17 protein-coding genes are annotated in these 20,766 nt (G+C 67.1%); 11 read left to right on the top strand and 6 right to left on the bottom strand.

What is annotated here, in order from left to right; all coding sequences use genetic code 11:
• Window positions 1–111: 111 nt before the first annotated feature.
• Window positions 112–1,227, bottom strand: coding sequence for a PAC2 family protein (locus tag ACFQQD_RS07650; RefSeq protein ID WP_378087966.1), 1,116 nt, complete (start codon window positions 1,225–1,227; stop codon window positions 112–114).
• Between the two features lie 182 nt (window positions 1,228–1,409).
• Here ACFQQD_RS07650 and ACFQQD_RS07645 point away from each other — a divergent pair, with 182 nt between their 5' ends.
• The 4 genes from ACFQQD_RS07645 to ACFQQD_RS07630 all read left to right on the top strand — a co-directional run bounded on the left by ACFQQD_RS07645 (window position 1,410) and on the right by ACFQQD_RS07630 (window position 6,865).
• Window positions 1,410–2,960: a leucyl aminopeptidase gene (locus ACFQQD_RS07645; RefSeq protein WP_378087964.1), complete on the top strand. Its 1,551-nt coding sequence runs from the start codon at window positions 1,410–1,412 to the stop codon at window positions 2,958–2,960.
• Window positions 2,961–3,126: 166 nt separating this feature from the next.
• Window positions 3,127–4,506: a dihydrolipoyl dehydrogenase gene (gene lpdA, locus ACFQQD_RS07640; RefSeq protein ID WP_378087962.1), complete on the top strand. Its 1,380-nt coding sequence runs from the start codon at window positions 3,127–3,129 to the stop codon at window positions 4,504–4,506.
• A 106-nt stretch (window positions 4,507–4,612) separates the two neighbouring features.
• Window positions 4,613–6,499 carry a 2-oxoglutarate dehydrogenase, E2 component, dihydrolipoamide succinyltransferase gene (gene sucB, locus ACFQQD_RS07635; RefSeq protein WP_378087960.1) on the top strand — a complete coding sequence of 629 codons (1,887 nt, stop codon included), beginning with the start codon at window positions 4,613–4,615 and terminating at the stop codon, window positions 6,497–6,499.
• A 3-nt stretch (window positions 6,500–6,502) separates the two neighbouring features.
• Window positions 6,503–6,865 carry a hypothetical protein gene (locus tag ACFQQD_RS07630; RefSeq protein ID WP_378087958.1) on the top strand — a complete coding sequence of 121 codons (363 nt, stop codon included), beginning with the start codon at window positions 6,503–6,505 and terminating at the stop codon, window positions 6,863–6,865.
• Here ACFQQD_RS07630 and ACFQQD_RS07625 read toward each other — a convergent pair.
• Entirely contained in the window at window positions 6,856–8,547 is a 1,692-nt protein-coding gene (locus ACFQQD_RS07625) for a serine/threonine-protein kinase (RefSeq protein WP_378087956.1), read from the bottom strand. The genes ACFQQD_RS07630 and ACFQQD_RS07625 overlap by 10 nt on opposite strands.
• Before the next feature lie 106 nt (window positions 8,548–8,653).
• Here ACFQQD_RS07625 and lipB point away from each other — a divergent pair, with 106 nt between their 5' ends.
• The 3 genes from lipB to ACFQQD_RS07610 are packed head-to-tail and all read left to right on the top strand — an operon-like array spanning window position 8,654 to window position 11,226.
• Window positions 8,654–9,388 carry a lipoyl(octanoyl) transferase LipB gene (gene lipB, locus ACFQQD_RS07620; protein ID WP_378087954.1) on the top strand — a complete coding sequence of 245 codons (735 nt, stop codon included), beginning with the start codon at window positions 8,654–8,656 and terminating at the stop codon, window positions 9,386–9,388.
• Window positions 9,385–10,389, top strand: coding sequence for a lipoyl synthase (gene lipA, locus ACFQQD_RS07615; protein WP_378087952.1), 1,005 nt, complete (start codon window positions 9,385–9,387; stop codon window positions 10,387–10,389). Before lipB ends, lipA begins: the two co-directional genes overlap by 4 nt.
• 12 nt (window positions 10,390–10,401) lie before the next feature.
• Window positions 10,402–11,226 (top strand): DUF4191 domain-containing protein, encoded by an 825-nt coding sequence (locus ACFQQD_RS07610; RefSeq protein WP_378087950.1) that lies wholly within the window; start codon window positions 10,402–10,404, stop codon window positions 11,224–11,226.
• Window positions 11,227–11,262: 36 nt separating this feature from the next.
• On the opposite strand, the gene ACFQQD_RS07605 is transcribed toward ACFQQD_RS07610, so the two are convergent.
• Window positions 11,263–11,691, bottom strand: coding sequence for an RDD family protein (locus ACFQQD_RS07605; protein ID WP_378087948.1), 429 nt, complete (start codon window positions 11,689–11,691; stop codon window positions 11,263–11,265).
• A 136-nt stretch (window positions 11,692–11,827) separates the two neighbouring features.
• On the opposite strand from ACFQQD_RS07605, the gene glnA (ACFQQD_RS07600) reads away from it, so the two are divergent.
• The 3 genes from glnA (ACFQQD_RS07600) (at window position 11,828) to ACFQQD_RS07590 (ending at window position 15,100) form a co-directional block, all read left to right on the top strand.
• Window positions 11,828–13,252 (top strand): type I glutamate--ammonia ligase, encoded by a 1,425-nt coding sequence (gene glnA, locus ACFQQD_RS07600; RefSeq protein WP_378087946.1) that lies wholly within the window; start codon window positions 11,828–11,830, stop codon window positions 13,250–13,252.
• A gap of 153 nt (window positions 13,253–13,405) precedes the next feature.
• Window positions 13,406–14,389 carry an LLM class flavin-dependent oxidoreductase gene (locus tag ACFQQD_RS07595; RefSeq protein WP_378087944.1) on the top strand — a complete coding sequence of 328 codons (984 nt, stop codon included), beginning with the start codon at window positions 13,406–13,408 and terminating at the stop codon, window positions 14,387–14,389.
• Between the two features lie 84 nt (window positions 14,390–14,473).
• Window positions 14,474–15,100 (top strand): hypothetical protein, encoded by a 627-nt coding sequence (locus ACFQQD_RS07590; protein ID WP_378087942.1) that lies wholly within the window; start codon window positions 14,474–14,476, stop codon window positions 15,098–15,100.
• Between the two features lie 14 nt (window positions 15,101–15,114).
• Here ACFQQD_RS07590 and ACFQQD_RS07585 read toward each other — a convergent pair whose 3' ends face one another.
• The gene (locus tag ACFQQD_RS07585) at window positions 15,115–18,231 is read right to left on the bottom strand and encodes a bifunctional [glutamine synthetase] adenylyltransferase/[glutamine synthetase]-adenylyl-L-tyrosine phosphorylase (RefSeq protein ID WP_378087940.1); all 3,117 of its coding nucleotides are present in this window, start codon (window positions 18,229–18,231) and stop codon (window positions 15,115–15,117) included.
• A gap of 9 nt (window positions 18,232–18,240) precedes the next feature.
• Window positions 18,241–19,581: a type I glutamate--ammonia ligase gene (gene glnA, locus ACFQQD_RS07580; protein ID WP_378087938.1), complete on the bottom strand. Its 1,341-nt coding sequence runs from the start codon at window positions 19,579–19,581 to the stop codon at window positions 18,241–18,243.
• 107 nt (window positions 19,582–19,688) lie between these two features.
• Between glnA (ACFQQD_RS07580) and panB the strand changes: the two genes are divergently transcribed.
• Window positions 19,689–20,531, top strand: a complete 843-nt coding sequence (gene panB / locus ACFQQD_RS07575; protein WP_378087935.1) for a 3-methyl-2-oxobutanoate hydroxymethyltransferase — start codon at window positions 19,689–19,691, stop codon at window positions 20,529–20,531.
• Window positions 20,532–20,539: 8 nt separating this feature from the next.
• Here the strand turns inward: panB and ACFQQD_RS07570 are convergent, their stop codons facing one another.
• A complete protein-coding gene (locus ACFQQD_RS07570; protein WP_378087933.1) occupies window positions 20,540–20,743 on the bottom strand; it encodes an SPOR domain-containing protein in 204 nt (67 codons plus the stop codon).
• Window positions 20,744–20,766: the final 23 nt, after the last annotated feature.

Raw genomic sequence — 20,766 nt, 5'->3', positions numbered from 1 at the left:
GTTGCGGCTCCGCGTCGAATGCGGAACCGCGCACCGCGTCGCTGTGGACCGGCGGGCGGCGCCGGATCGCTGTGCAGGACGGAACCGTGATGAGAACCGTGAAGAGAGAGGTCAGCGGCCGCCGTCGTCCGATTCGTCGGCGTTGTCTGGGTTGTCAGGATCCCGAGGGTCGTCGGAGAGCCCCGAGAGATCGTCGGGCACCGTCTCATTGCCGTCCAGCGGCCCGGCCTCCCGCACCGTGTGCTCAGCGTGCTCAGCGGAGGGATCGTCGACACCATCATCAGCGGGGTGCGCCGAGTGCTTCGGCTGACTCTGCAGGTACTCCTCGACGGCGGCGCCGAGCTCCTCGGCGTCCGGGACCTCCTCGTCCGGTCCCACCAGCAGCGACCGGCCGGCTCCGGGAGAGTTCTGGTCGAAATTGCGTTCGAGGCCTTCCACCATGGCCGTGACCTCACGCGAGGAACCGGTCTGGCGATCGAGTTCCTGATCCACTTCGCGGCCCCGCTCGCGCAACTCGTCGGTGGGCAGCATCAGCCCGAGAGCTGCCCCCACGTATTCGAGGGCCGCCACGGCGGCCTGGGGGTACGCGGCATCCGCCAGGTAGTGCGGCACGTGCAGGGTGTAACCGCTGACTCCACGGCGCTGCTCGTCCAATCGCAGCTCCAACAGCTGGCTGATCCCGGAGACCATGCGCGCCTGCGGGCTCCACGTGGACAGTCCGGCCGAGAGATCCTCCCGATTGCCGTGAGCGGTCACGCCGAGCGGACGGGTGTGCGGCACCGGCATCGGCACCGCATCGACGAGGGCCACGAGCTTCACATCGAGCTTCTCCACGAGGAACTGCACGGAGGCGACGAAGCGCTCCCACTGGTAGTCGGGCTCGGGGCCGGACAGTAGCAGGAACGGCCGCCCCAGAGCGTCGGAGACCAGATGAAGCTGAAGTTGAGGCGCCTGGTAGTCCAGGAAGTGATCGCCGTCGAAGCTGATCTGCGGGCGCCGGGACCGGTAGTCGATCAACTGGTCGGCGTCGAAGCTGGCCAACAGTCGATGGTCCAGCGAGTCCAGCAGGGTGTCGCGGACCTGTTCCGACAGGTGGCCGGCGTCCGTGTGTCCGCCGAAGACCGCCAGCATGCCCAGCCCGCGCAATGCGGTGGCTCCATCGAACCCGACCGCCAACAGATCTCGACCAGCCGGTTCCAGAGAAAACAGCGTCGTGGGATCCTGCATGGTGTGTCCTTCCGCTCACTCGAATACACCGGCTGATGCCGATCCGGGCGCAACTGCTCGTGGTCGTGTCAACGTACCGCGGCCCGAGGGTATTCCGTGGCTAGGATCGAGGCAGAGCACCACGAGAGCACCCACGGTGCGACATCACCCCTCAGCCAGCGTCAAGGACGGGAACCACCCACGTGATCAACGACTTCAGCCCTGTACTGACCGCCACCGGACCCCAACTGGCCAAGAGCTCCGCCTCGGCCCTGGTTGTGGGCGTCGCCTCGACCGAGGACGGTCCCGTCCTGCTGCCCAACCCGCTACCCGACGCCGGCGCCCGGGCCTTGGCCGATTCACTCGAGGCGCTGGGCGTCACCGGAGCCGCCGACGAAGTGGTCCGGATCCCGGGGCTGGACCCCCTGCCGTTCCCGTTGTTGGTTCTCACGGGCGTCGGCTCGGTCGACGGTGAGCCCGGCGTCGGAGTCACCACGGAGGCTCTGCGCCGTGCTTCCGGCGCTGCGATCCGTCACCTGACCGGAACGCCGTCGGTGGCTCTCGGGTTGCCGGCCGACACCGCCGAACAGCTCGGCGCCGTGGCCGAAGGGGCCGCCCTGGGAGCGTACTCGTTCACCTCGTTCCGATCCGCCCGGAGCCAGAACTCCGCGAAGAACCCGGTCGAGCACATCGCCGTTGTCACCCGCCTCAAGTCCAAGGTGACCGGACCGGTGCTCGGTCGCGCCGCCGTCGTCGCGCGTGCCACCCGAGCCACCCGCGATCTGGTGAACGTGCCGCCGTCGCATCTGTTCCCGGCTTCCTTCGCCGACGAGGTGACCGAGGCGGTGCGCAAGCTCTCCGTCAAGGTGACCGTGTGGGACGAGAAGCAGCTGGAGAAGGACGGCTTCGGCGGAATCCTCAACGTCGGCAAGGGTTCGTCCCGGCCGCCGCGACTGGTCAAGCTGGAGTACTCACCGGCCCGCTCGGGCAAGTCCACACCGCACGTGGCACTGGTCGGCAAGGGCATCACCTTCGATTCCGGCGGGCTCTCCCTGAAACCGGCAGCGTCCATGACCACCATGAAGCTGGACATGGCCGGAGCTGCCACGGTCGCCACCGTGGTCGCCGCCGCAGCGGAGCTCAAACTTCCCGTCAAGGTCACCGGCTGGCTCTGCCTCGCGGAGAATCTGCCCTCGGCCACGGCCCAGCGCCCCTCCGATGTGATCACGATCTACGGCGGCAAGACCGTCGAGGTGATGAACACCGATGCCGAAGGCCGCCTGGTGATGGCCGATGGACTCGTTGCGGCCACGGATGAGACCCCGGATGCCGTCATCGACATCGCGACGCTCACGGGGGCCCAGATGATCGCGCTCGGGAGCCGAACCACCGGTGTCATGGGCACCGAAGGGCTCCGCGATGAAGTGGTGTCCGCCGCGGATGCCGCCGGCGAGGACGCCTGGGCGATGCCCATTCCCGAGCACCTGCGCGCCTCCCTCGATTCGTCGGTGGCGGACATCTCCAACGTCGGAGACCGCTTCGGCGGCATGATGGCGGCGGCCGCGTTCTTGCGCGACTTCGTCGACGCGGGCCGGGACCCGGCCGAGGCCAAGGCCTCCCCGACGCCGTGGGCCCACCTGGACATCGCCGGTCCGGCGTTCAACGAGTCCGGCCCTTACGGCTACACGCCCAAGGATGCCACCGGAGTGATGGTGCGGACCCTGATCCGCTACCTGGAGGACCACGCCGACTGAACGATCCCGGCCACGTCGGGGCAACTTCGCGAAGGTAGAAGCGCTGGTCCCGTGCGGCTAAGGTAAAACCAAGCCAACACAGCATCACAGCGAGATCCCGGAGGGATCTCCACCCAACCCGAAGGGCAGACGGCAACCCCGCTGCCCGATTGTGAGGAGCATCATCGTGGCCGAAGAGGCAACCGCCCAGGAATTCGACGTACTCATCCTCGGCGGAGGCTCCGCCGGTTACGCTGCCGCTCTGCGGTCCGTCCAATACGGGTTGAGCGTCGGGCTCGTCGAGAGGGCCAAACTCGGGGGCACCTGCCTGCACTGGGGCTGCATTCCCACGAAGGCGTACCTGCACGCCGCAGAGCTCGCCGATGACGCGCGGAACGCCGCCACCTACGGCGTGAACACCACGCTGGAGTCCATCGACATGTCGGCGGTGAAGTCCTACAAGGACGGCATCGTGGCCGGCAAGTACAAGGGCCTCACCGGGTTGTTGAAGATGCGCAAGATCCAGGTCATCGAGGGCGAGGGCAAGCTCGTCTCCCAGAACCAGATCGAGGTCGGTGGCACGCGCTACACCGGCAAGAACATCATCCTGGCCTCGGGCTCGGAAGCGAAGACGTTCGGCCTGCCCATCGGCGGCAGGATCATGACCTCCACCGAAGCTCTCGAGCTGGACTACACCCCGAAGTCGGCCATCATCCTCGGCGGCGGGGTCATCGGCTCCGAGTTCGCCTCCGCGTGGAACTCCTTCGGTGTGGACGTGACCATCATCGAGGGCCTGGATCACCTGGTGCCGAACGAGGATCCGGACATCATCAAGGTCCTGGAGCGCGAGTTCAAGAAGAAGAAGATCAAGACCAACCTCGGCACGTTCTTCGAGAAGGTGGAGGAGACCGACGACGGCGTCAAGGTCACCCTGGCCGACGGCAAGGAGTTCACCGCTGAGGTCTGCCTGGTCGCCGTCGGGCGCGGCCCGGTCACCCAGGGCCTGGGTTACGAGGAACAGGGCATCACGCTGGACCGCGGTTTCGTGATCACCAACGAGCGCCTGCACACCGGCGTCGGCAACATCTACGCCATCGGCGACATCGTCCCGGGTGTGCAGTTGGCCCATCGGGGTTACCAGCAGGGCCACTTCGTGGCGGAGGAGATCGCCGGGAACCATCCGCTCATCGTCGAGGACGTGAATATCCCCAAGGTCACCTTCACCGACCCGGAGATCATGTCGGTGGGCTACTCCGAGGCGAAGGCCAAGGAGCACTTCGGCGACGGCGCCATCGAGACCACCACCTACAATCTGGCCGGCAACGGCAAGTCGTCCATTCTGGGCACCGGCGGCATCATCAAGATGGTCCGCCAGAAGAATGGCCCGATCGTCGGAGTCCACGGCATCGGCAAGCGCATCAGCGAGCAGATCGGTGAGTCCCAGTTGATCGTCAATTGGGAGGCCTACCCCGAGGACGTGGCGGCCTTCGTCCACGCTCACCCCACCCAGAACGAGGCCATGGGAGAAGCCGCCATGGCACTCAACGGCCACCCATTGCACGGCTGACCGCCCGAGAACCCAGACCACCAACCGGTCGGCCCTCCGGGTCCGGCCACCAACACACGTCAGGCCGGCGGGCAGCCGGCACGCACTTGAGGAGAAACGGGACGACATGTCTGAAACCGTGAACCTGCCGGCCCTCGGCGAATCCGTGACCGAAGGCACCATCACTCGCTGGCTGAAGGAGGTCGGGGACGAGGTCGCCGTCGACGAGCCGCTGGTCGAGGTCTCCACCGACAAGGTCGACACCGAGATTCCCTCTCCGGTGGCCGGTGTGCTCGAGGAGATCCTGGTCCAGGAGGACGAGACCATCGAGGTCGACGCCCCGCTGGCCCGCATCGGCTCCGGTTCCGGGGGCGACTCCTCCGATTCCGCACCCGCTGCCGCAGAGGAGTCCGCTGAAGAGACCCCCGCCGACGACGCTCCGGCCGAAGAGACCCCCGCCGACGAGACTCCGGCCGAAGAAGCGCCCGCCGACGACGCCGACGGTGACACGCCCGGTCAGGAGCTCTCCTCCGAGCAGGTGGCCGCCGAAGACGTGGAGGAACGAGGCGCAGGCGACGCCTCCGAGGTGACTCTGCCCGCGCTGGGTGAATCAGTGACTGAAGGCACCGTCACTCGGTGGCTCAAGGAGATCGGTGACGACGTCGAGGTGGACGAGCCTCTCCTCGAGGTTTCCACGGACAAGGTGGACACCGAGATCCCGTCGCCGGTGGCGGGCAAGCTGCTCGAGATCAAGGTCCAGGAAGACGAGACCGCCGAGGTCGGCGCCTTGTTGGCCCTGGTGGGATCCGGAGCCGTGGGTGCCGGAGGCGCCAGCGAGCCCGCACCGGAGCAGGAAGCTCCGGCCGCAGAGCCGGCTGCCGAGGAGAAGTCGGAGCCGGAGGCGGCACCTGCTCCCGCGGCTGAAGAGCCTGCCGCAGCAGAGCAGCCCGAGCCGGAGGCTGCGCCCGCCGAGGAGAAGCCCGCCACCGAGGAGCAGCCTGCCGCAACCGAGCAGCCCACCGAGCAGGCAGCCGCCCCGGGCGAAGGCTATGTGACCCCGCTCGTGCGCCGTTTGGCGCAGCAGAACAACGTGGACCTGTCCACGGTGGCGGGCACCGGCGTCGGTGGCCGTATCCGCAAGCAGGACGTGTTGGTTGCCGCGGAGGCCGCCAAGGCGCAGCAGCCCGAGACTGCCGCTCCGGCCGGCGGCCAGGCGCCCTCCACTGGCGCCGGTGCACCGGCTCGTGCCACATCAGCCAGCGCGGCGCCGGCCAGCACCGTGGATCCGGCCAAGCGTGGCACCACGGAGAAGGCTCCCCGGATCCGGCAGACCATTGCCAAGCGGATGCGCGAGTCGCTGGACGTCTCGGCCCAGCTGACGCAGGTCCACGAGGTGGACATGACCCGCATCGTCGCTCTGCGCGGGCAGGCCAAGAACTCCTTCCAGCAGAACAACGGCGTGAAGCTGACCTACCTGCCCTTCATCACTCTGGCCGTGGCCGAGGCACTGAAGCAGCACCCGAAGCTGAACGCCGAGTTCAATGCGGAGACCTCAGAGATCACTTACCACGATTCCGAGGACATCGCGATCGCCGTGGACACGGAGAAGGGTCTCTTCGTTCCCGTCATCGCCGACGCCGGCTCGCTGAACCTCTCCGGCATCGCCGGGAAGATCGCCGATCTCGCCGAGCGGACGCGGAACAACAAGATCTCTCCCGATGAGCTCTCCGGTGGAACGTTCTCCATCACCAATATCGGCTCCGTCGGCGCCCTGTTCGACACCCCCATCATCAACCAGCCGAACGTGGGCATCCTGGGCACGGGCAGCATCGTGAAGCGGCCCATGGTCGTGACCGATCAGGACGGCCAAGACGCCATCGCCGTCCGCCACATGATGTACCTGAGCCTGACGTACGACCACCGCCTGGTGGACGGCGCCGACGCCGGCCGTTTCCTGCAGACGGTCAAGGCGCGACTGGAAGACGGCGAGTTCGCGCACGAACTGGGGCTGTAACGCGTGACGGTTCTCAACGCCATCCTGCTGGCCGTCCACATCGTCTCCGCGGCGGCGATCGTGGGCGGCTGGTTGGCGCACTTCAAGAACCCGACGGTCACCCCGTCCCAGTGGTGGGGCGCCATCGGTATGGCGCTCTCCGGGTTGCTGCTGGTCGGTGTCCTGGAGATAAGTAACTCCGCAGAAGTCAACTACCTCAAGATCACCGTGAAACTGGTGATCGGCCTGAGCGTCTTCCTCGCGGCTCTGTTGGGTCGTCGCAAGGAGAACAAGGGCGAGCCGGTCTCGACGGGGCTGGCGCACGCCGTCGGCGGTTTGGGGCTGATCAATATCCTCGTCGCCGTGTTGTGGCAGGACTACTCCTGATCCTCTGAGCCGGCCTCCGCCGTGGAGGCCGGCGCCGCGGCGACAATGGTGTGCACTCGCCAACCATCCTCGCCGCGGCGCATCTCCAGAGTGAGCCGTTCGACGGTGGGCGAGGTCGTTTCCCCCACGGTTCCCTCGTCTTCGGACACCGTGCGGTACGGACTGATGGTCAGCTCGACAGGGACCGTGGCGGTCGCCGGGCCGGAATGCTCCACGTCACCGACCACGGCCGTCCGGAACTCGAGGGCCTCGTAATGGAGGCCGGAGGATTCGAGCTTCTCCAGCAACACCAGGTCGTCGGCGAAGGCCGGAGAATTCGGAACGGTGTACTCCCCCAGCCGTTGCCGGTCCACCGTGGTCAGAGCGTGGGCGCGTGCGGGTCCGAGGGTCTTCACCGCCTCGACCACGGGGTCCTCGACCACCGGGGTCTCGTCCTCCGGCTCTTTCGTGGATTTCGGTGAGGACAGTCCCGGCCCGGGGAGGGATTCTGCCGATCCCGACGATGACGAGGTCGAGACTGAGGACGACGGGGTCGAGACTGAGGGAGCCGAGGCCGAGGGGGCTGGCTCTGATACCGGAATCGGCGTTCCTCGGCCGAACAGCCACAAACTGACTGCCCCCGCAATCGCCAGTGCCAGCACTCCGGCAAGCACCACAGAACGTAACCGTGGCATCCGGGACATCCGGGGCATCCACTGCATCCGTGGCATCCGTGGTAGGCGGAGGCGCGGCAGGTGACGCCTGTTCCGCCGGTCCCCGACGGGAGGTGGTCGCCGAGTCGGCAATTCCCTGGCCACCTCACGGGTAGCCGCCGGGTACAGGTCCACGGGTTCCGGCTCCGACCAGCGGTAGCACGCCACTGCGAACTGCTCCGCCGTGGGCCGCTCTCGGGGATCCTCGGAGAGTCCCGCCTCCAGCAGCCGCACCACCTCCAGAGGAATATCCGGCACGATCAGCGGCAGAGGCGCCCTCGAGGAGGTTCGAGCCGGGGCACGACCGGTCAGGGCGAACCAGGCGACCGCCGCCAGGGAATACAGATCTGCCGCCGGTTGAAGCCCGTCCACGGGCCGCTCCGCCTCCCCCGGCCTCCCCAGCACCTCCGGTCCGGCCGATGCACCACCGCTATCACCAAAGACATCGGCTGCCGGCGAGCGACCGTCGAGTTCTGGAGCGGCGAACCCCGGCGTTCCGGTGCGTTGGCCGGGACCACCCAACAACCGCGAGGACCCCAGGTCAGACACGGCCGGGCGACCCTGGACCGTGAACAGGATGTTGCCGGGAGACAGGTCCCCGTGGACGACTCCGTGTTCGTGCAGCGCTTGCAGAGCCTGAGCGAGGGGCACCAGCACCGTGACGACCTGTCCGAGGGGCAACGGCCCGGCAGCCTGAAGCAGCGAGCCGAGCGATCCTCCGGCGTGATAGTCGCTGAGCAGCCCCGGACCACGGTCCGTGGCCACCACACCCAGAGGACGCACCACATGGTCGTGGGTGAGTTCCCCCAAGGCCTTCAGCTCAACGTCGAGCAGTTCCGTGGGGGAATCCACCTCGTGGTGCGGGATCTTCAACGCCGCTTCCGCGCCGTCGGCTGTGGCCACCAGCCAGACCGTCGAGCTGGCGCCCCGGCCCAGTTCGCGCACCACGCTCCACCCCGGCACCTGCGGGACCGTTTCTGCCGTGTCCATCGGTTCCTCACTCCTGCGCGACATCTTTCGTCATCCATCGTGCCCGTCGCGCGCCGACGGCGCAGGCGTTATCCACAGCTCGACCACGCGGGTCTAGAGTGGACCCATGCCCGCGACGACTCTTCCGTCATTCCACGTCCTGGGGCTTTCTCCGGACACCGTCGACTATCAGGAAGCATGGGATCTGCAACGACGCCTGCATGCCGAGGTCGTCGCCGGCTCGTCCCCGGGCGCCATCCTTCTGCTCGAACACACCGCCGTCTATACGGCCGGTAAACGAACCGAGCCGGAGGATCTGCCCGACGACGGCTCGAACGTCGTCGCGGTGGACCGCGGCGGCAAACTCACCTGGCACGGACCCGGACAATTGGTCGGATACCCCGTGGTCAGACTGGCCGATCCGGCCGCAGTGAAGGCCTACGTCTGGTTTCTCGAGGAGGTCCTGATCCGCACCCTCGCCGACTACGGCCTCGTCGGTGAACGCGTGGACGGCCGCTCCGGGGTGTGGATCACGGGCGGGACGGACGACCACGGCAAGCCGCTGCCCGATCGCAAGATCGCCGCCATTGGACTCCGCGTCCACCAGGGCGTCTCCATGCACGGCTTCGCGCTGAACTGCAACAACTCCCTCGAGCCCTATGACCACATCATCGCCTGCGGCATCACCGACGCCGGCTCGACCACCATCTCGGCCGAAACCGGCCGCACCGTCTCCCCGAACGACGTTTTGAGCGCGGTCCAGGGGCACTTCACCGCCCTGGCGCCCGGTCACGTCGCTCTGGTGTCCCCGACCGAGGACACCCCATCGACGACTCCCCATCTGGAAGGAAGCACGCTGTGAGCGCATCCCCCGAAGGCCGCCGACTCCTGCGCATCGAGGCCCGCAACGCCGAGGTCCCCGTGGAGCGCAAGCCCGATTGGATCAAGGCGAAGGTGGAGATCGGGCCCGAGTTCGTCGACCTCAAGAACAAGGTCAAATCCTCCGGTCTGCACACCGTGTGTGAAGAGGCGGGGTGTCCGAACATCTTCGAATGCTGGGAGGATCGCGAGGCCACCTTCCTCATCGGCGGGGACGTCTGCACGCGCCGTTGCGATTTCTGTGACATCGCCACCGGCCGTCCGACGGCACTGGATCTCGACGAGCCCCGTCGCGTGGCCGAGAACATCCGGGAGATGAACCTGCGCTACACCACGGTCACCGGGGTGGCCCGCGATGACCAGAAGGATGGTGCGGCCTGGCTGTACGCGGAGACGATCCGCAAGGTGCACGAACTCAATCCGCACACTGGTGTGGAGATTCTGCCCCCGGACTTCGGCGCGGATCCGAAACTCGTCCAGGTCGTCTTCGACGCTCGTCCTGAGGTTTTCGCCCACAATCTCGAGACGGTGCCGCGGATCTTCCGCTCCATTCGCCCGGCCTTCACCTATGAGAAGTCACTGCGGGTGTTGACCATGGCCAAGGCGGACGGCCTGATCACCAAGTCCAACCTCATCCTCGGCATGGGCGAGGAGCCGGAGGAGATCGACCAGGCACTGGTGGATCTGCACGAGGCCGGCTGCGACATCATCACCGTGACCCAGTACGTCCGGCCCTCCAAACTGCACCACCCGATCGACCGGTGGGTGAAGCCGGAGGAATTCGTCCACTGGTCCGAGCGCGCCGAGGAGATCGGATTCTCCGGGGTCATGGCCGGTCCGCTGGTCCGGTCCTCCTACCGCGCCGGTCGCCTCTACGCCACGGCCATGCGGAAGCTGGGCCGGTCGATGCCGGAGAACCTGTCCCATATCGAGGAGTCGGGCTCCACCCGGCAGGAGGCATCCACTCTGCTCGCGGCCCGGTAGACTGAGGCCACTATGGCCAAGAGCACTGATTCCGCAGCATCCTCCTCCCCGTCCACGCGCGAAAGCCTGAAAGCCGTCAAGGCTGCCCAACGCGAACGCCGCCAGCAGGAGAAACTGCGGGCCAAGGAGAACAAGGCCGGAGTCAAGGCCGGCAAGAAGGCCAACAAGAAGCCCGGCGTCTTCAAGCAGCTTCGCGAGGTCTTCTCCATGACCCGCGCCCACGATCCGAAAGTCGTGTGGTGGATGCTGCTGGCGTTCGTCGGTGTCCTGGCCATCGGCCTCGTCGTCGGGCTCCTGCTGAACAACTGGATCACGTGGCTGCTCATCGCGCTGCCGTTCGGCGTGCTGGCGGCCGTGGTCATCATGAACCGGATGGCCGAGCGAGCCGCGTTCGCCCGGATCGACGGACGGCCCGGTGCCGCCGGTGCGGCCCTGTCGACCCTGCGCCGCGGGTGGATCGTGCCCGAGCAGCCGGTCGCCGTGAGCCCGAAGACGCAGGACGCCGTCTTCCGTGCCGTCGGCCGACCCGGTGTCGTCCTCATTTCCGAGGGTCCGACCAACCGAGTCCGTCCGCTGGTGGAGAAGGAACGCCGCAACATGCAGCGCTTCTTGCCCAATGTCCCCATCCAGGTCATCGCCACCGGCCACGGCAAGGATCAGGTCGAGTTGCATGACCTGTCCAAAACGCTCAAGCGGATGAAGAAGAGGCTCACCAAGCAGGAAGTCCAGGCCGTGGACAAGCGCCTGAGCGCCCTGGGGTCCACCAAGATGCCGGTGCCCAAGGGCGTCGACCCGTATCGCGCCCGGCCCGACCGCAAGGCGATGCGCGGCCGGTAGTCGACCGCCTCAGAAGGTCAGAGCAGTCAGGCTCGGCTACATCCGGATCTCGACCGTGCCCGCCAGCCGGTCGTGCAGTCCCCGGCCATCGCGGTCGATCAGCAGGGGCGGAACCACCACGCACAACAGGACGGTGCGCACGATCGCCTTCCACGGACCCGTCATGGCGCCACCGACTCGGACGACCTGAATCCCGGCCAGTCGTTTGCCGAGGGTGGTGCCCAGCAGGCTCAAGAACAGCACGTGCATCGCGGCGAAGATCCCCAAGGTCGCCATCGGGTGCCCGTGGAACCAGAGCGTGGAGATCATCACGGCGAGAAACCAGTCGATGACCAACGCCAGGATGCGTCGACCCCACCCCGCCAACGACGCCGGCCCCTGCCGGGCCAATCCGAGTCGTTCCCCGGGCCACTGGCCGGAGCTGCCGTTGTCCGCGGGTGAGCGGTTCTGTTCGGAAGGTGACACCGCTCCACTGTATCGGCGCCCGCCGCATCGGGCCTCAACAGGGGGCACGTTACACGCCGGAAACACACTAGACACGATTGTTTTACGGCGCCCGGATAAAGTGAAGCCACTAACCGATCCCTGAGGAGCACACCAGATGTTCAAATCCGCCCAGGAAGTCCTGCAGTTCATTCAGGACGAGGACGTCGTCTTCGTTGACGTTCGATTCACCGACCTGCCAGGCGTCCAGCAGCACTTCAACTTGCCGGCCAAGGCGGTGGACAAGGACTTCTTCGACAACGGACAGCTCTTCGACGGGTCCTCCATCCGTGGGTTCCAGGGCATCGCCGAGTCGGACATGCAGCTGATCCCGGATGTGGCCACGGCATTCGTGGACCCGTTCCGCGTCGAGAAGACCCTGGCGATGAACTTCTCCATCGTCAATCCGCGCACCGGAGAGCCCTACCACCGCGACCCGCGCGGCGTGGCTCAGCGAGCGGAGCAGTACCTCGCGTCGACCGGCATTGCCGACACCGCCAACTTCGCCCCCGAGGCCGAATTCTTCGTCTTCGAGGATGTGCGCTACCAGTCCTCGCCGAACGGGAGCTTCTACTCCGTCGACTCCGATGAGGCCTGGTGGAACTCCGGCCGCAAGGATGAGGGCGGGAACCTCTCCCACAAGACCGGTGTCAAGGGCGGCTACTTCCCCGTCTCCCCCGTCGACAAGCAGGCTGACCTGCGTGACGCCATCTGCGTCGCCCTGGACGAGGTCGGACTGGAGGTGGAGCGCTCCCACCACGAGGTCGGCGCTCCCGGCCAGGCCGAGATCAACTACCGCTTCAACACGCTGACGCACGCTGCCGACGACCTGTTGAAGTTCAAGTACGTGGTGAAGAACACCGCGGACGCCTTCGGCAAGACGGCGACCTTCATGCCCAAGCCGGTCTTCGGAGACAACGGTTCCGGCATGCACTGCCACCAGTCGCTTTGGAACGGCGGACAGCCGCTGTTCTATGACGAGAAGGGCTACGCCAACCTCTCGGACACCGCCCGCTGGTACATCGGTGGCCTGCTGAAGCACGCTTCGGCGGTGCTGGCCTTCACCAACCCGACGGTGAACTCCTACCGCCGACTCGTGAAGGGCTATGAGGCACCGGTCAACATGGTGTACTCGCAGGGCAACCGCTCGGCGGCCATCCGCATCCCGATCACCGGTTCGAACCCCAAGGCCAAGCGCCTGGAGTTCCGTGCCCCGGACCCCTCGGGCAACCCGTACCTGGCCTTCGCCGCCCAGCTGATGGCCGGACTCGACGGCATCCGCAACCGCATCGAGCCGGCCGAGCCGATCGACAAGGACCTGTACGAGCTGCCGGCCGAGGAGGCCGCCAGCATTCAGAAGGCCCCGGCCTCCCTGGAAGAGGCGCTGCGGGCGCTCGAGGACGACCACGAGTTCCTGCTCGCCGGAGACGTCTTCACCGAGGACGTCATCGAGGCCTGGATCGACTACAAGCGCGAGACCGAGATCTTCCCGCTGTCTCTGCGCCCGAACCCCTACGAGTTCGAGCTGTACTACGGCGTGTAATCCTCCTCACCGCGCCACAGCACCACCCACGACGGCGGCACCCCACCGACCTTTCACGGTCACCGGGGTGCCGCCGTCGGGCTGTGAGCAGGGAATAATCCGGGGCTGACGAGGGCTGTACCCCACGGAAAATCCCGTTGTGAAAGGCGCCTTGTGAGCTACCCGCTGTCTATTCTTGATCTGGCCATCGTCCAACCCGGGCAGGCCATCCCGGACGCCGTTGCAGCCAGCGTTGAGCTCGCGCAGAAGGCCGAGGAACAAGGCTTCCGGCGCATCTGGTTCGCCGAGCACCACAACTTCCCCTCGATCGCCTCTTCGGCCACCTCGGTGTTCATCGCCCACGTGGCGGCCCACACGGACCGTATCCGCCTGGGGTCCGGCGGCGTCATGCTGCCCAATCACTCGCCGCTGATCATCGCCGAACAGTTCGGCACGCTCGCCGAGATCCATCCTGGACGCATCGATCTGGGTCTGGGCCGAGCCCCGGGCACGGATCAGCGCACCATGATGGCCCTGCGCCGAGAGCCCTCCGCCGCTGACACGTTCCCTCGAGACATCAAGGAGCTCCAGGGCTACCTGAAGGGCCAATCGCTCATCCCGGGAGTGGAGGCCCACCCCGGCACCGGAACCGACGTGCCACTGTTCATCCTGGGCTCGTCCGAGTACGGAGCCCAGCTCGCCGCCGCCTTGGGCTTGAGCTACTCCTTCGCCTCCCACTTCGCCCCGCAGATGCTCGAGCACGCGGCACGGATCTACCGTGAGAAGTTCGAACCCTCCGAGGACCTCGCCGAGCCGTATTTCATCGCTGCCGCCAACGTCATCGCCGCCGACACCGAGGACGAGGCCCACGCCCAACTGGAGCTGGCGCAACGTCATCGGATCCGGCAGATGCTCGGTCGCGGACGGGACCTCTCCGAGGACGATGTCACCTCACTGATGCACTCACCGGCCGGCGAGCAGGTGCTGTCCATGATGAAGTACACCGCGGTCGGCACCATCGAGACTGTGAGGGCGTACTTGGATGAGTTCCGGGAGCGCGTCAACGCCGATGAGTTGATCATCACGAACACGGCGCCGGATCTGGCGGCCCGGCACCGCACACTCGAGCTGCTCGGAGAGCACGTCATCAACCGCTGACGCAGCGATTCTGCGGTCGATCCGGCGTTGGCCCGGCATTGCCTCCCGTTTGCATCGACCCAGGTCACCTGGGAGAGTCCGAGTATGTCTCGTCAGCCTCTTGCCTCGCTCGCCATCACCATCCCTCTCGCAGTCGCCGTGCTGCTGGGCCTCGCCGGATGCTCCGGCCTCCCCGGTTCTTCGGGCTCTTCCGGTGCCACCGGTTCCTCTGCCTCGTCCGCCGAGTCCGGTGGTATGGAGGCATCAGTTTCTGCAGACGCCTCGGAATCAGCCGACCCGTCGGCGTCGGCGCCGTCTGCGAGTGACACCGCCTACGAATCCGTGGATCCTGAACGGTTTCAGAAAGGCGCTGGCGGGCCGGTGGCGTTCGCGTCGCCGACGGGCAACCTGAACTGTGCCATTCATGCCGAGCGGTCGGCCGGATTCGGGTACGCGGCCGGCTGCCAGGCGCACTCCCTCGTCGAGAACCTCCCGGACTGTGACGATCCCGAGGCCAACGGCCCTCTGGTGGCGCTGCAGGCTGATGGGACCGTTCACACCGGCTGCAGCCGCGAAGGGATCTTCTTCCGCCAGGACCCCGCAGTGCTGCAGTACGGTGAGCAGGTCCAGTTCCAGGACGTCACGTGCCAGTCGTCCGAAGAGGGCGTCACCTGCACGGGCCTCGGCACTGGCTTCACCGCCTCCCGCAGCGCCTTCGCGCCGCTGGGCTAGAGGCTCTGCCAGAGTTATTCTCCGTAAAAGTGCTTCTCGAACACCTGCCGCGCATGCCGGGTCGCCCGGAGATAGTCCTCCTCCAACTGGGTGGCCTGACCGAGCTCATAACCGCACCACAGGGCGATGGCCTCCAGATCCTGCCGCTTCACCGGCAGCGTGTCCGAAGGCTTGCCCGACCAGACGATGTTGCCGGCTCGGACCCGTGACGCCAGTCGCCAGGCCACGCGCAACACCTCCGCATCGTCCTCCGGCAGCAGGCCTGCACGTTCCAGCGCGTCCAGGGCCTCCATCGTCGCCGTGGTCCGGAGGGCGGGAACGGTGGCGGCATGTTGGAGCTGCAGCGTCTGGACGAGCCATTCGACGTCGGACAGACCGCCGCGGCCCAGCTTCAGGTGCCGCGCGGGATCGGCCCCGCGCGGCAGCCGCTCCGACTCCACTCTGGCCTTGATCCGACGGATCTCGCGCAGGGCTGCCGGACCGGGATCCTCTCTGTACCGGACCGAATCCGCCCACGAGGTGAACGCCTCGGCCAACTCGGCGCTACCGGCGATGGGACGAGCGCGCAGCAGCGCCTGAACCTCCCAGATCTCCGCCCACCGCCGGAAATACTCCCGATAGGAGTCCAACGATCGAGCGAGTGGTCCCTTCTTCCCCTCAGGTCGCAAGGCGGCGTCCACGACCAGCGGCCGCTCGCCCAGGACCGGCGGCGTGCACGGCCTGCTCAGCAGAGAGCTCACCCGCCGGGACAGTTCGACCGCCTGACGCTGAGCCGCGTCCGGATCCGCGCCCGGCCTCGGCTGGTGGACGAACAAGACGTCCAGGTCCGATCCGTAGCCGATCTCTCGCCCTCCCTGTCGACCCATGGCGACCACCAGCAGATCGGTGAGCTCGGCCGGCTCATCCGGCTCATCCGTCTCGTCCACGCCGCCCTCCCGGCCCGGCTCCCGCTCCAGACCGTGGAACAGGGATTTCTCGGCCACGTGGAGTGCCCCGAGCACGGCCGCCCCGTCGGCGTCGGAGAGGGCCCGTCCCACGGCGTCCTGATCCTGCAACCCTGCCGCATCTGCGATGGCGGTGCGCAGGATCTCGCGTTGCCGGATGAGCCGGATCTGACGCATCGCCTCACCCGCATCCGGATGGCGAGACATTTTCGCCTGGATCTCTTGCCATTGCGCTTCGAAGGGCATCGGCTGCAGTTCACTGTCCCGGCCCAGCCAGGCCGCGGCCTCGGGGAGATGCTCCAACATGTCACTGATGTAGGAGGAGAGGGACAGGATCTGGCACAACCGCTCGGCGGCCGCCGAGGAATCACGCAGCATGCCGAGGAACCAGGGTGAGGACCCCAAGGACTCGGACAGCCGCCGGAATCCCAGCAGGCCGCCGTCGGGGTTCGGTCCGTTGGCCAGCCAGCCGAGCATGACCGGAAGCAACTGGCGCTGCAATGCCGCACGGCGCGACACCCCCGCGGTCAGCGCCTCGATGTGGCGCAAGGCCCCCGCCGGGTCCAGGTAACCCAGTGCTGCCAGACGTTGCCGCACCGCGTCCGGGCCCAGACGAGCCTCATCCGCGGACAACGCGGCCGTGGTCGACAGCAGCGGCCGGTAGAAGATCTTCTCATGCAGCGAGCGGACCTCCTTGCGCGTCGTCTTCCACTGAGTGGTCAGGCCCTTCGCGTCGCTGGGACCTTTCCCACCCGGCCCCTTGGACGCTCGGGCGAGCACCCGCAGAGCGCGCGGCTTGTCCGGCATCAGGTGGGTTCGGCGCAGGTGGACGAGCTGGACCCGGTGCTCGAGCAATCGCAGATACCGGTAGGCCGCCGCGAAGGACTGGGCGTCCCTGCGTCCGATGTAGCAACTGCGCTCCAGGGCCTCAATGGCCTCCAAGGTGTTCCGGACCCGCACGGACTCCTCGGTCTTGCCGTGCACCAACTGCAGCAGCTGCACCGTGAACTCGACGTCCCGCAGTCCGCCGGCCCCCAGCTTGATCTCTCGGTCCCGGTGCTGATGGGCGATGTTGTCCAGGACCCGGCGTCGCATGGCCTGCACGGAGGCGACGAACCCGGTGCGCTCGGAACTCGTCCACACCAGTGGCCAGATGGCGTCCAGATACTCCTGACCCAGGCCCGGGTTCCCGGCAATGGGACGGGCCTTGAGCAGTGCCTGGAACTCCCAGGTGTGGGCCCAGCGCCGGTAGTACTCGGCGTGGGACTCCACGGTGCGGGACAGGGCCCCGTCCTTGCCCTCCGGACGCAGGTTGGCGTCGATCTCCCACAGTCCCCTCTCCGGTGCCGCCGCCGTCACGTACTTCGAGAGGCCGGCGGCCAGCGCGGTCGCGATCGTGGCCGCCCGGTGCTCATCCTGCAGCGATGAGCGGTGAGCGAAGATGACGTCGACGTCGGAGATGTAGTTCAGCTCGCGGGCGCCGCATTTGCCCATGCCGATCACGGCCAGGGAGACGCCGTGGGCGTCATCACCGAATTGCCCGACGGCGTCCGCCCGGGACGCGGCCAGACCGGCCTCGATCGCGGCGCCGGCCAGGTCCGCGAGCCATCCGGACACCTGCGGTTCGACCTCGCGGGGATCATCAGCGGTCAGGTCCCGCAGGGCGACGGCCGTAAGCTGCCGACGATACGCCACGCGCAGCGCCACCGCGGCCTCGTGTCCGTGGAGAGTGGCCACCGGGTCGTCCTGGGCCGGGTCGGCTCCCACCGCGTGCAGGAACAGGCTCCGCAGCGACGTGTGATCGGTGTCCAGCCCCTCCGGGCCCAGCACCAGCGCCGTGTCCGCAGCGCGGTCCGGAGCGGTGATCAGATCCACCTGGGAGGGATGCTGGATGAGGAACTCCCCGAGGGACTCAGAGGCACCCAGCAACCGCGCCAAGGCCAGAGACAACTCCGGCCGCCCGAACACCTGGGACACCTCAGGGGCGCGCTCCAACAGGCGGATCAGCAGGATCAGGGCCTGGTCGGGATCCGGGGCCTGAGCGAGCACCCGGAGGAGCTCCTCGCGGTCGATGTCGGCCAGCTCCGGAGACCCGAGCAGGTCCCGGGCGCGGTCCAACTCGGTGAATCCGGTACTGACCAGGAGCTTCCGGCCCAGACCGCCGTCCTGCGCCGCCGACGTGCCCATGGGCACCCCTCAGAGGATGCCGAGGTTGCGCTGCAGCTCGTACGGCGTGACCTCGACCCGGTATTCGTCCCATTCCTGCCGCTTGTTCCGCAAGAAGTTCTCGAAGACCTGCTCGCCGAGCACTTCGGCCACGAACTCGGACTCCTCCATCACGCGCAACGCGTCATGCAGGGTTCCCGGAAGCGAGTGGTGCCCGAGCGCGCGGCGCTCCGTGGTGGTCAGGGCACTGATGTCCTCGGCGGCGGCGTCCGGCAGCTCGTACTCCTCCTCGATGCCCTTGAGCCCGGCGGCCAACAGCACCGCGTAGGTCAGGTACGGATTCGCCGAGGCGTCGATGCCGCGGTACTCCACTCGGGCCGAGCCGGCCTTGTCCGGCTTGTACAGCGGAACGCGAACCAGAGCAGACCGGTTGTTGTGGCCCCAGGACACGTACGACGGGGCCTCTCCCCCGCCCCAGAGCCGCTTGTAGGAGTTGACGAACTGGTTGGTGATCGCGGTGATCTCCACGCTGTGATGCAGCAGCCCGGCGATGAACCGGCGCCCCGTGGTCGAGAGGTGAAACTCGGCGCTGGGCTCGAAGAAGGCGTTGGAGTCGCCCTCGAACAGCGAGAAGTGGGTGTGCATTCCGGAGCCGGCATGGGCGCCGAACGGTTTGGGCATGAACGTGGCGTGGTGGCCCTGCAGTTGGGCCACCTCCTTGATGACCGTGCGGAACGTCATGATGTTGTCCGCCGTCTGGAGGGCGTCGGCATACCGCAGGTCGATCTCATTCTGACCCGGACCCGACTCGTGGTGGCTGAACTCCACGGAGATGCCGATGGCCTCCAGCATGTTCACGGCGTACCGCCGGAAGTCTGTGGCGACTCCCCCGGGCTCGTGGTCGAAATAGCCTGCCTGATCCACGGGCACGGGCTGACCGTCCGGCCCGACCTCCTTGGACTGGAGCAGGTAGAACTCGATCTCCGGGTGGGTGTAGAAGGTGAAGCCCATCTCCGCGGCCTTGGACAGCTGCCGACGCAGGACCTGGCGTGGGTCCGCGGCGGAGGGCTCGCCGTCGGGGGTGAGCACGTCGCAGAACATCCGTGAGGTCGGCTCCTTCTCACCACGCCACGGCAGGATCTGGAAGGTCGACGGGTCCGGCTGCAGCAGCATGTCGGACTCAAAGATGCGGGTATACCCGTCGATCGAAGATCCGTCGAAGCCGAGGCCCTCCGCGAAGGCCCCCTCGACTTCCGCCGGGGCCAGCGCGACTGATTTCAGCGTGCCGGTGACGTCGGTGAACCACAGGCGGACGAAACGCACGTCCCGGTCCTCAATGGTCCTGAGCACAAACTCCTGTTGGCGATCCATCGTGTCTGGCGGCCTCCTGTCGGATCGTGGCGATGGGTCTACTGTAGTGGTGCTCTAGTGCCGGCGCAGACGATCCTGGCCGGATGACCGGCCGCTAGACTGCCGCCATGGCCGAGAATGACACCGCACCGTCCGCTGCCCCCACGCCGTCCCGCTATCGCACCGTCCACCTGCAGCGGGCCAAGGACGAGGGCCGCCGCTTCGCCATGCTGACCGCTTATGACTTCCAGATGGCACAGATCTTCGACGACGCCGGACTGGAGACGATCCTCGTCGGCGACTCCGCGGCGAGCACCATGATGGGCCACGCCACGACCCTGCCGATCACGATGGACGAGATGATCGTCTTCGCCGGCTCAGTCGTCCGGGGAACCCGGCGTGCCATGGTCCTGTGCGATCTGCCGTTCGGCTCCTACGAGCTCTCGCCCCAACAGGCCACCGAAAGCGCGATCCGCCTGGTCAAGGAGGCCGGGGTGCACGCCGTGAAAATGGAGGGCAGCGTCCGCTATGCGGACCACATCCGGATGATGACCGACGCCGGCGTTCCGGTCATGGCGCACATCGGTTTCACTCCGCAGTCAGAGAATGTGCTCGGCGGGTACCGGGTCCAAGGGCGCGGCGACGATGCCGCAGCCGAGATGATCCGCGAGGCCACGACGCTGCAGGACGCCGGTGCCTTCGCCGTTCTGATGGAGATGGTCCCCTCCGAGATCGCGCGGAAGGTCGATGAGGCGCTGCACGTGCCGACGGTGGGCATCGGAGCCGGGGCCGGCACGACCGGTCAGGTGCTCGTCTGGCAGGACATGCTCGGGCTGCGCAGCGGAAAGATGGCGCGCTTCGTCAAGCAGTACGCCGATCTGCACACCGTGGTGCGCGAGGCGGTCTCGGCCTACCGACAGGACGTGCTCGACGGCAGCTTTCCGGCCGCCGAGCACGGCTTCGACGCCTAGCCGGCACCTTAGCGGGCGTCGTTACCGGGGTTGTTGTCCCAGGACGAGTCCTCGTCGTCGCCTTCGTCCCACCGCTCATTGTTGGCCTGAACCTGACTCATCGCCTGTTCGGCCTCGGCACGGGACGAATACGGTCCGAGCAGTTTGGACCAATCCGACTGCGGGCCTTCCTCAACCTGCTTGCTGACCACGTTGTACCAGTATTCGCTCATCTCTCCAGACTAACGTGAGGGCC

It is taken from the genome of Citricoccus sp. GCM10030269, from assembly GCF_042665635.1.
GTDB lineage: Bacteria > Actinomycetota > Actinomycetes > Actinomycetales > Micrococcaceae > Citricoccus.
Note: the sequence above shows the minus strand (reverse complement) of the source record. Positions and strands in the feature narration are given on the sequence as shown.

Bases quoted from the DNA above. Each gene is read 5' to 3' on its own strand.
- glnA (WP_378087946.1), top strand. From the start codon at position 11,828: ATGTTCAAATCCGCCCAGGAAGTCCTGCAGTTCATTCAGGACGAGGAC.
- ACFQQD_RS07570 (WP_378087933.1), bottom strand. From the start codon at position 20,743: ATGAGCGAATACTGGTACAACGTGGTCAGCAAGCAGGTTGAGGAAGGC.
- sucB (WP_378087960.1), top strand. From the start codon at position 4,613: ATGTCTGAAACCGTGAACCTGCCGGCCCTCGGCGAATCCGTGACCGAA.
- ACFQQD_RS07625 (WP_378087956.1), bottom strand. From the start codon at position 8,547: ATGGACACGGCAGAAACGGTCCCGCAGGTGCCGGGGTGGAGCGTGGTG.
- ACFQQD_RS07590 (WP_378087942.1), top strand. From the start codon at position 14,474: ATGTCTCGTCAGCCTCTTGCCTCGCTCGCCATCACCATCCCTCTCGCA.
- glnA (WP_378087938.1), bottom strand. From the start codon at position 19,581: ATGGATCGCCAACAGGAGTTTGTGCTCAGGACCATTGAGGACCGGGAC.
- ACFQQD_RS07650 (WP_378087966.1), bottom strand. From the start codon at position 1,227: ATGCAGGATCCCACGACGCTGTTTTCTCTGGAACCGGCTGGTCGAGAT.
- lipB (WP_378087954.1), top strand. From the start codon at position 8,654: ATGCCCGCGACGACTCTTCCGTCATTCCACGTCCTGGGGCTTTCTCCG.
- ACFQQD_RS07610 (WP_378087950.1), top strand. From the start codon at position 10,402: ATGGCCAAGAGCACTGATTCCGCAGCATCCTCCTCCCCGTCCACGCGC.
- ACFQQD_RS07585 (WP_378087940.1), bottom strand. From the start codon at position 18,231: ATGGGCACGTCGGCGGCGCAGGACGGCGGTCTGGGCCGGAAGCTCCTG.
- panB (WP_378087935.1), top strand. From the start codon at position 19,689: ATGGCCGAGAATGACACCGCACCGTCCGCTGCCCCCACGCCGTCCCGC.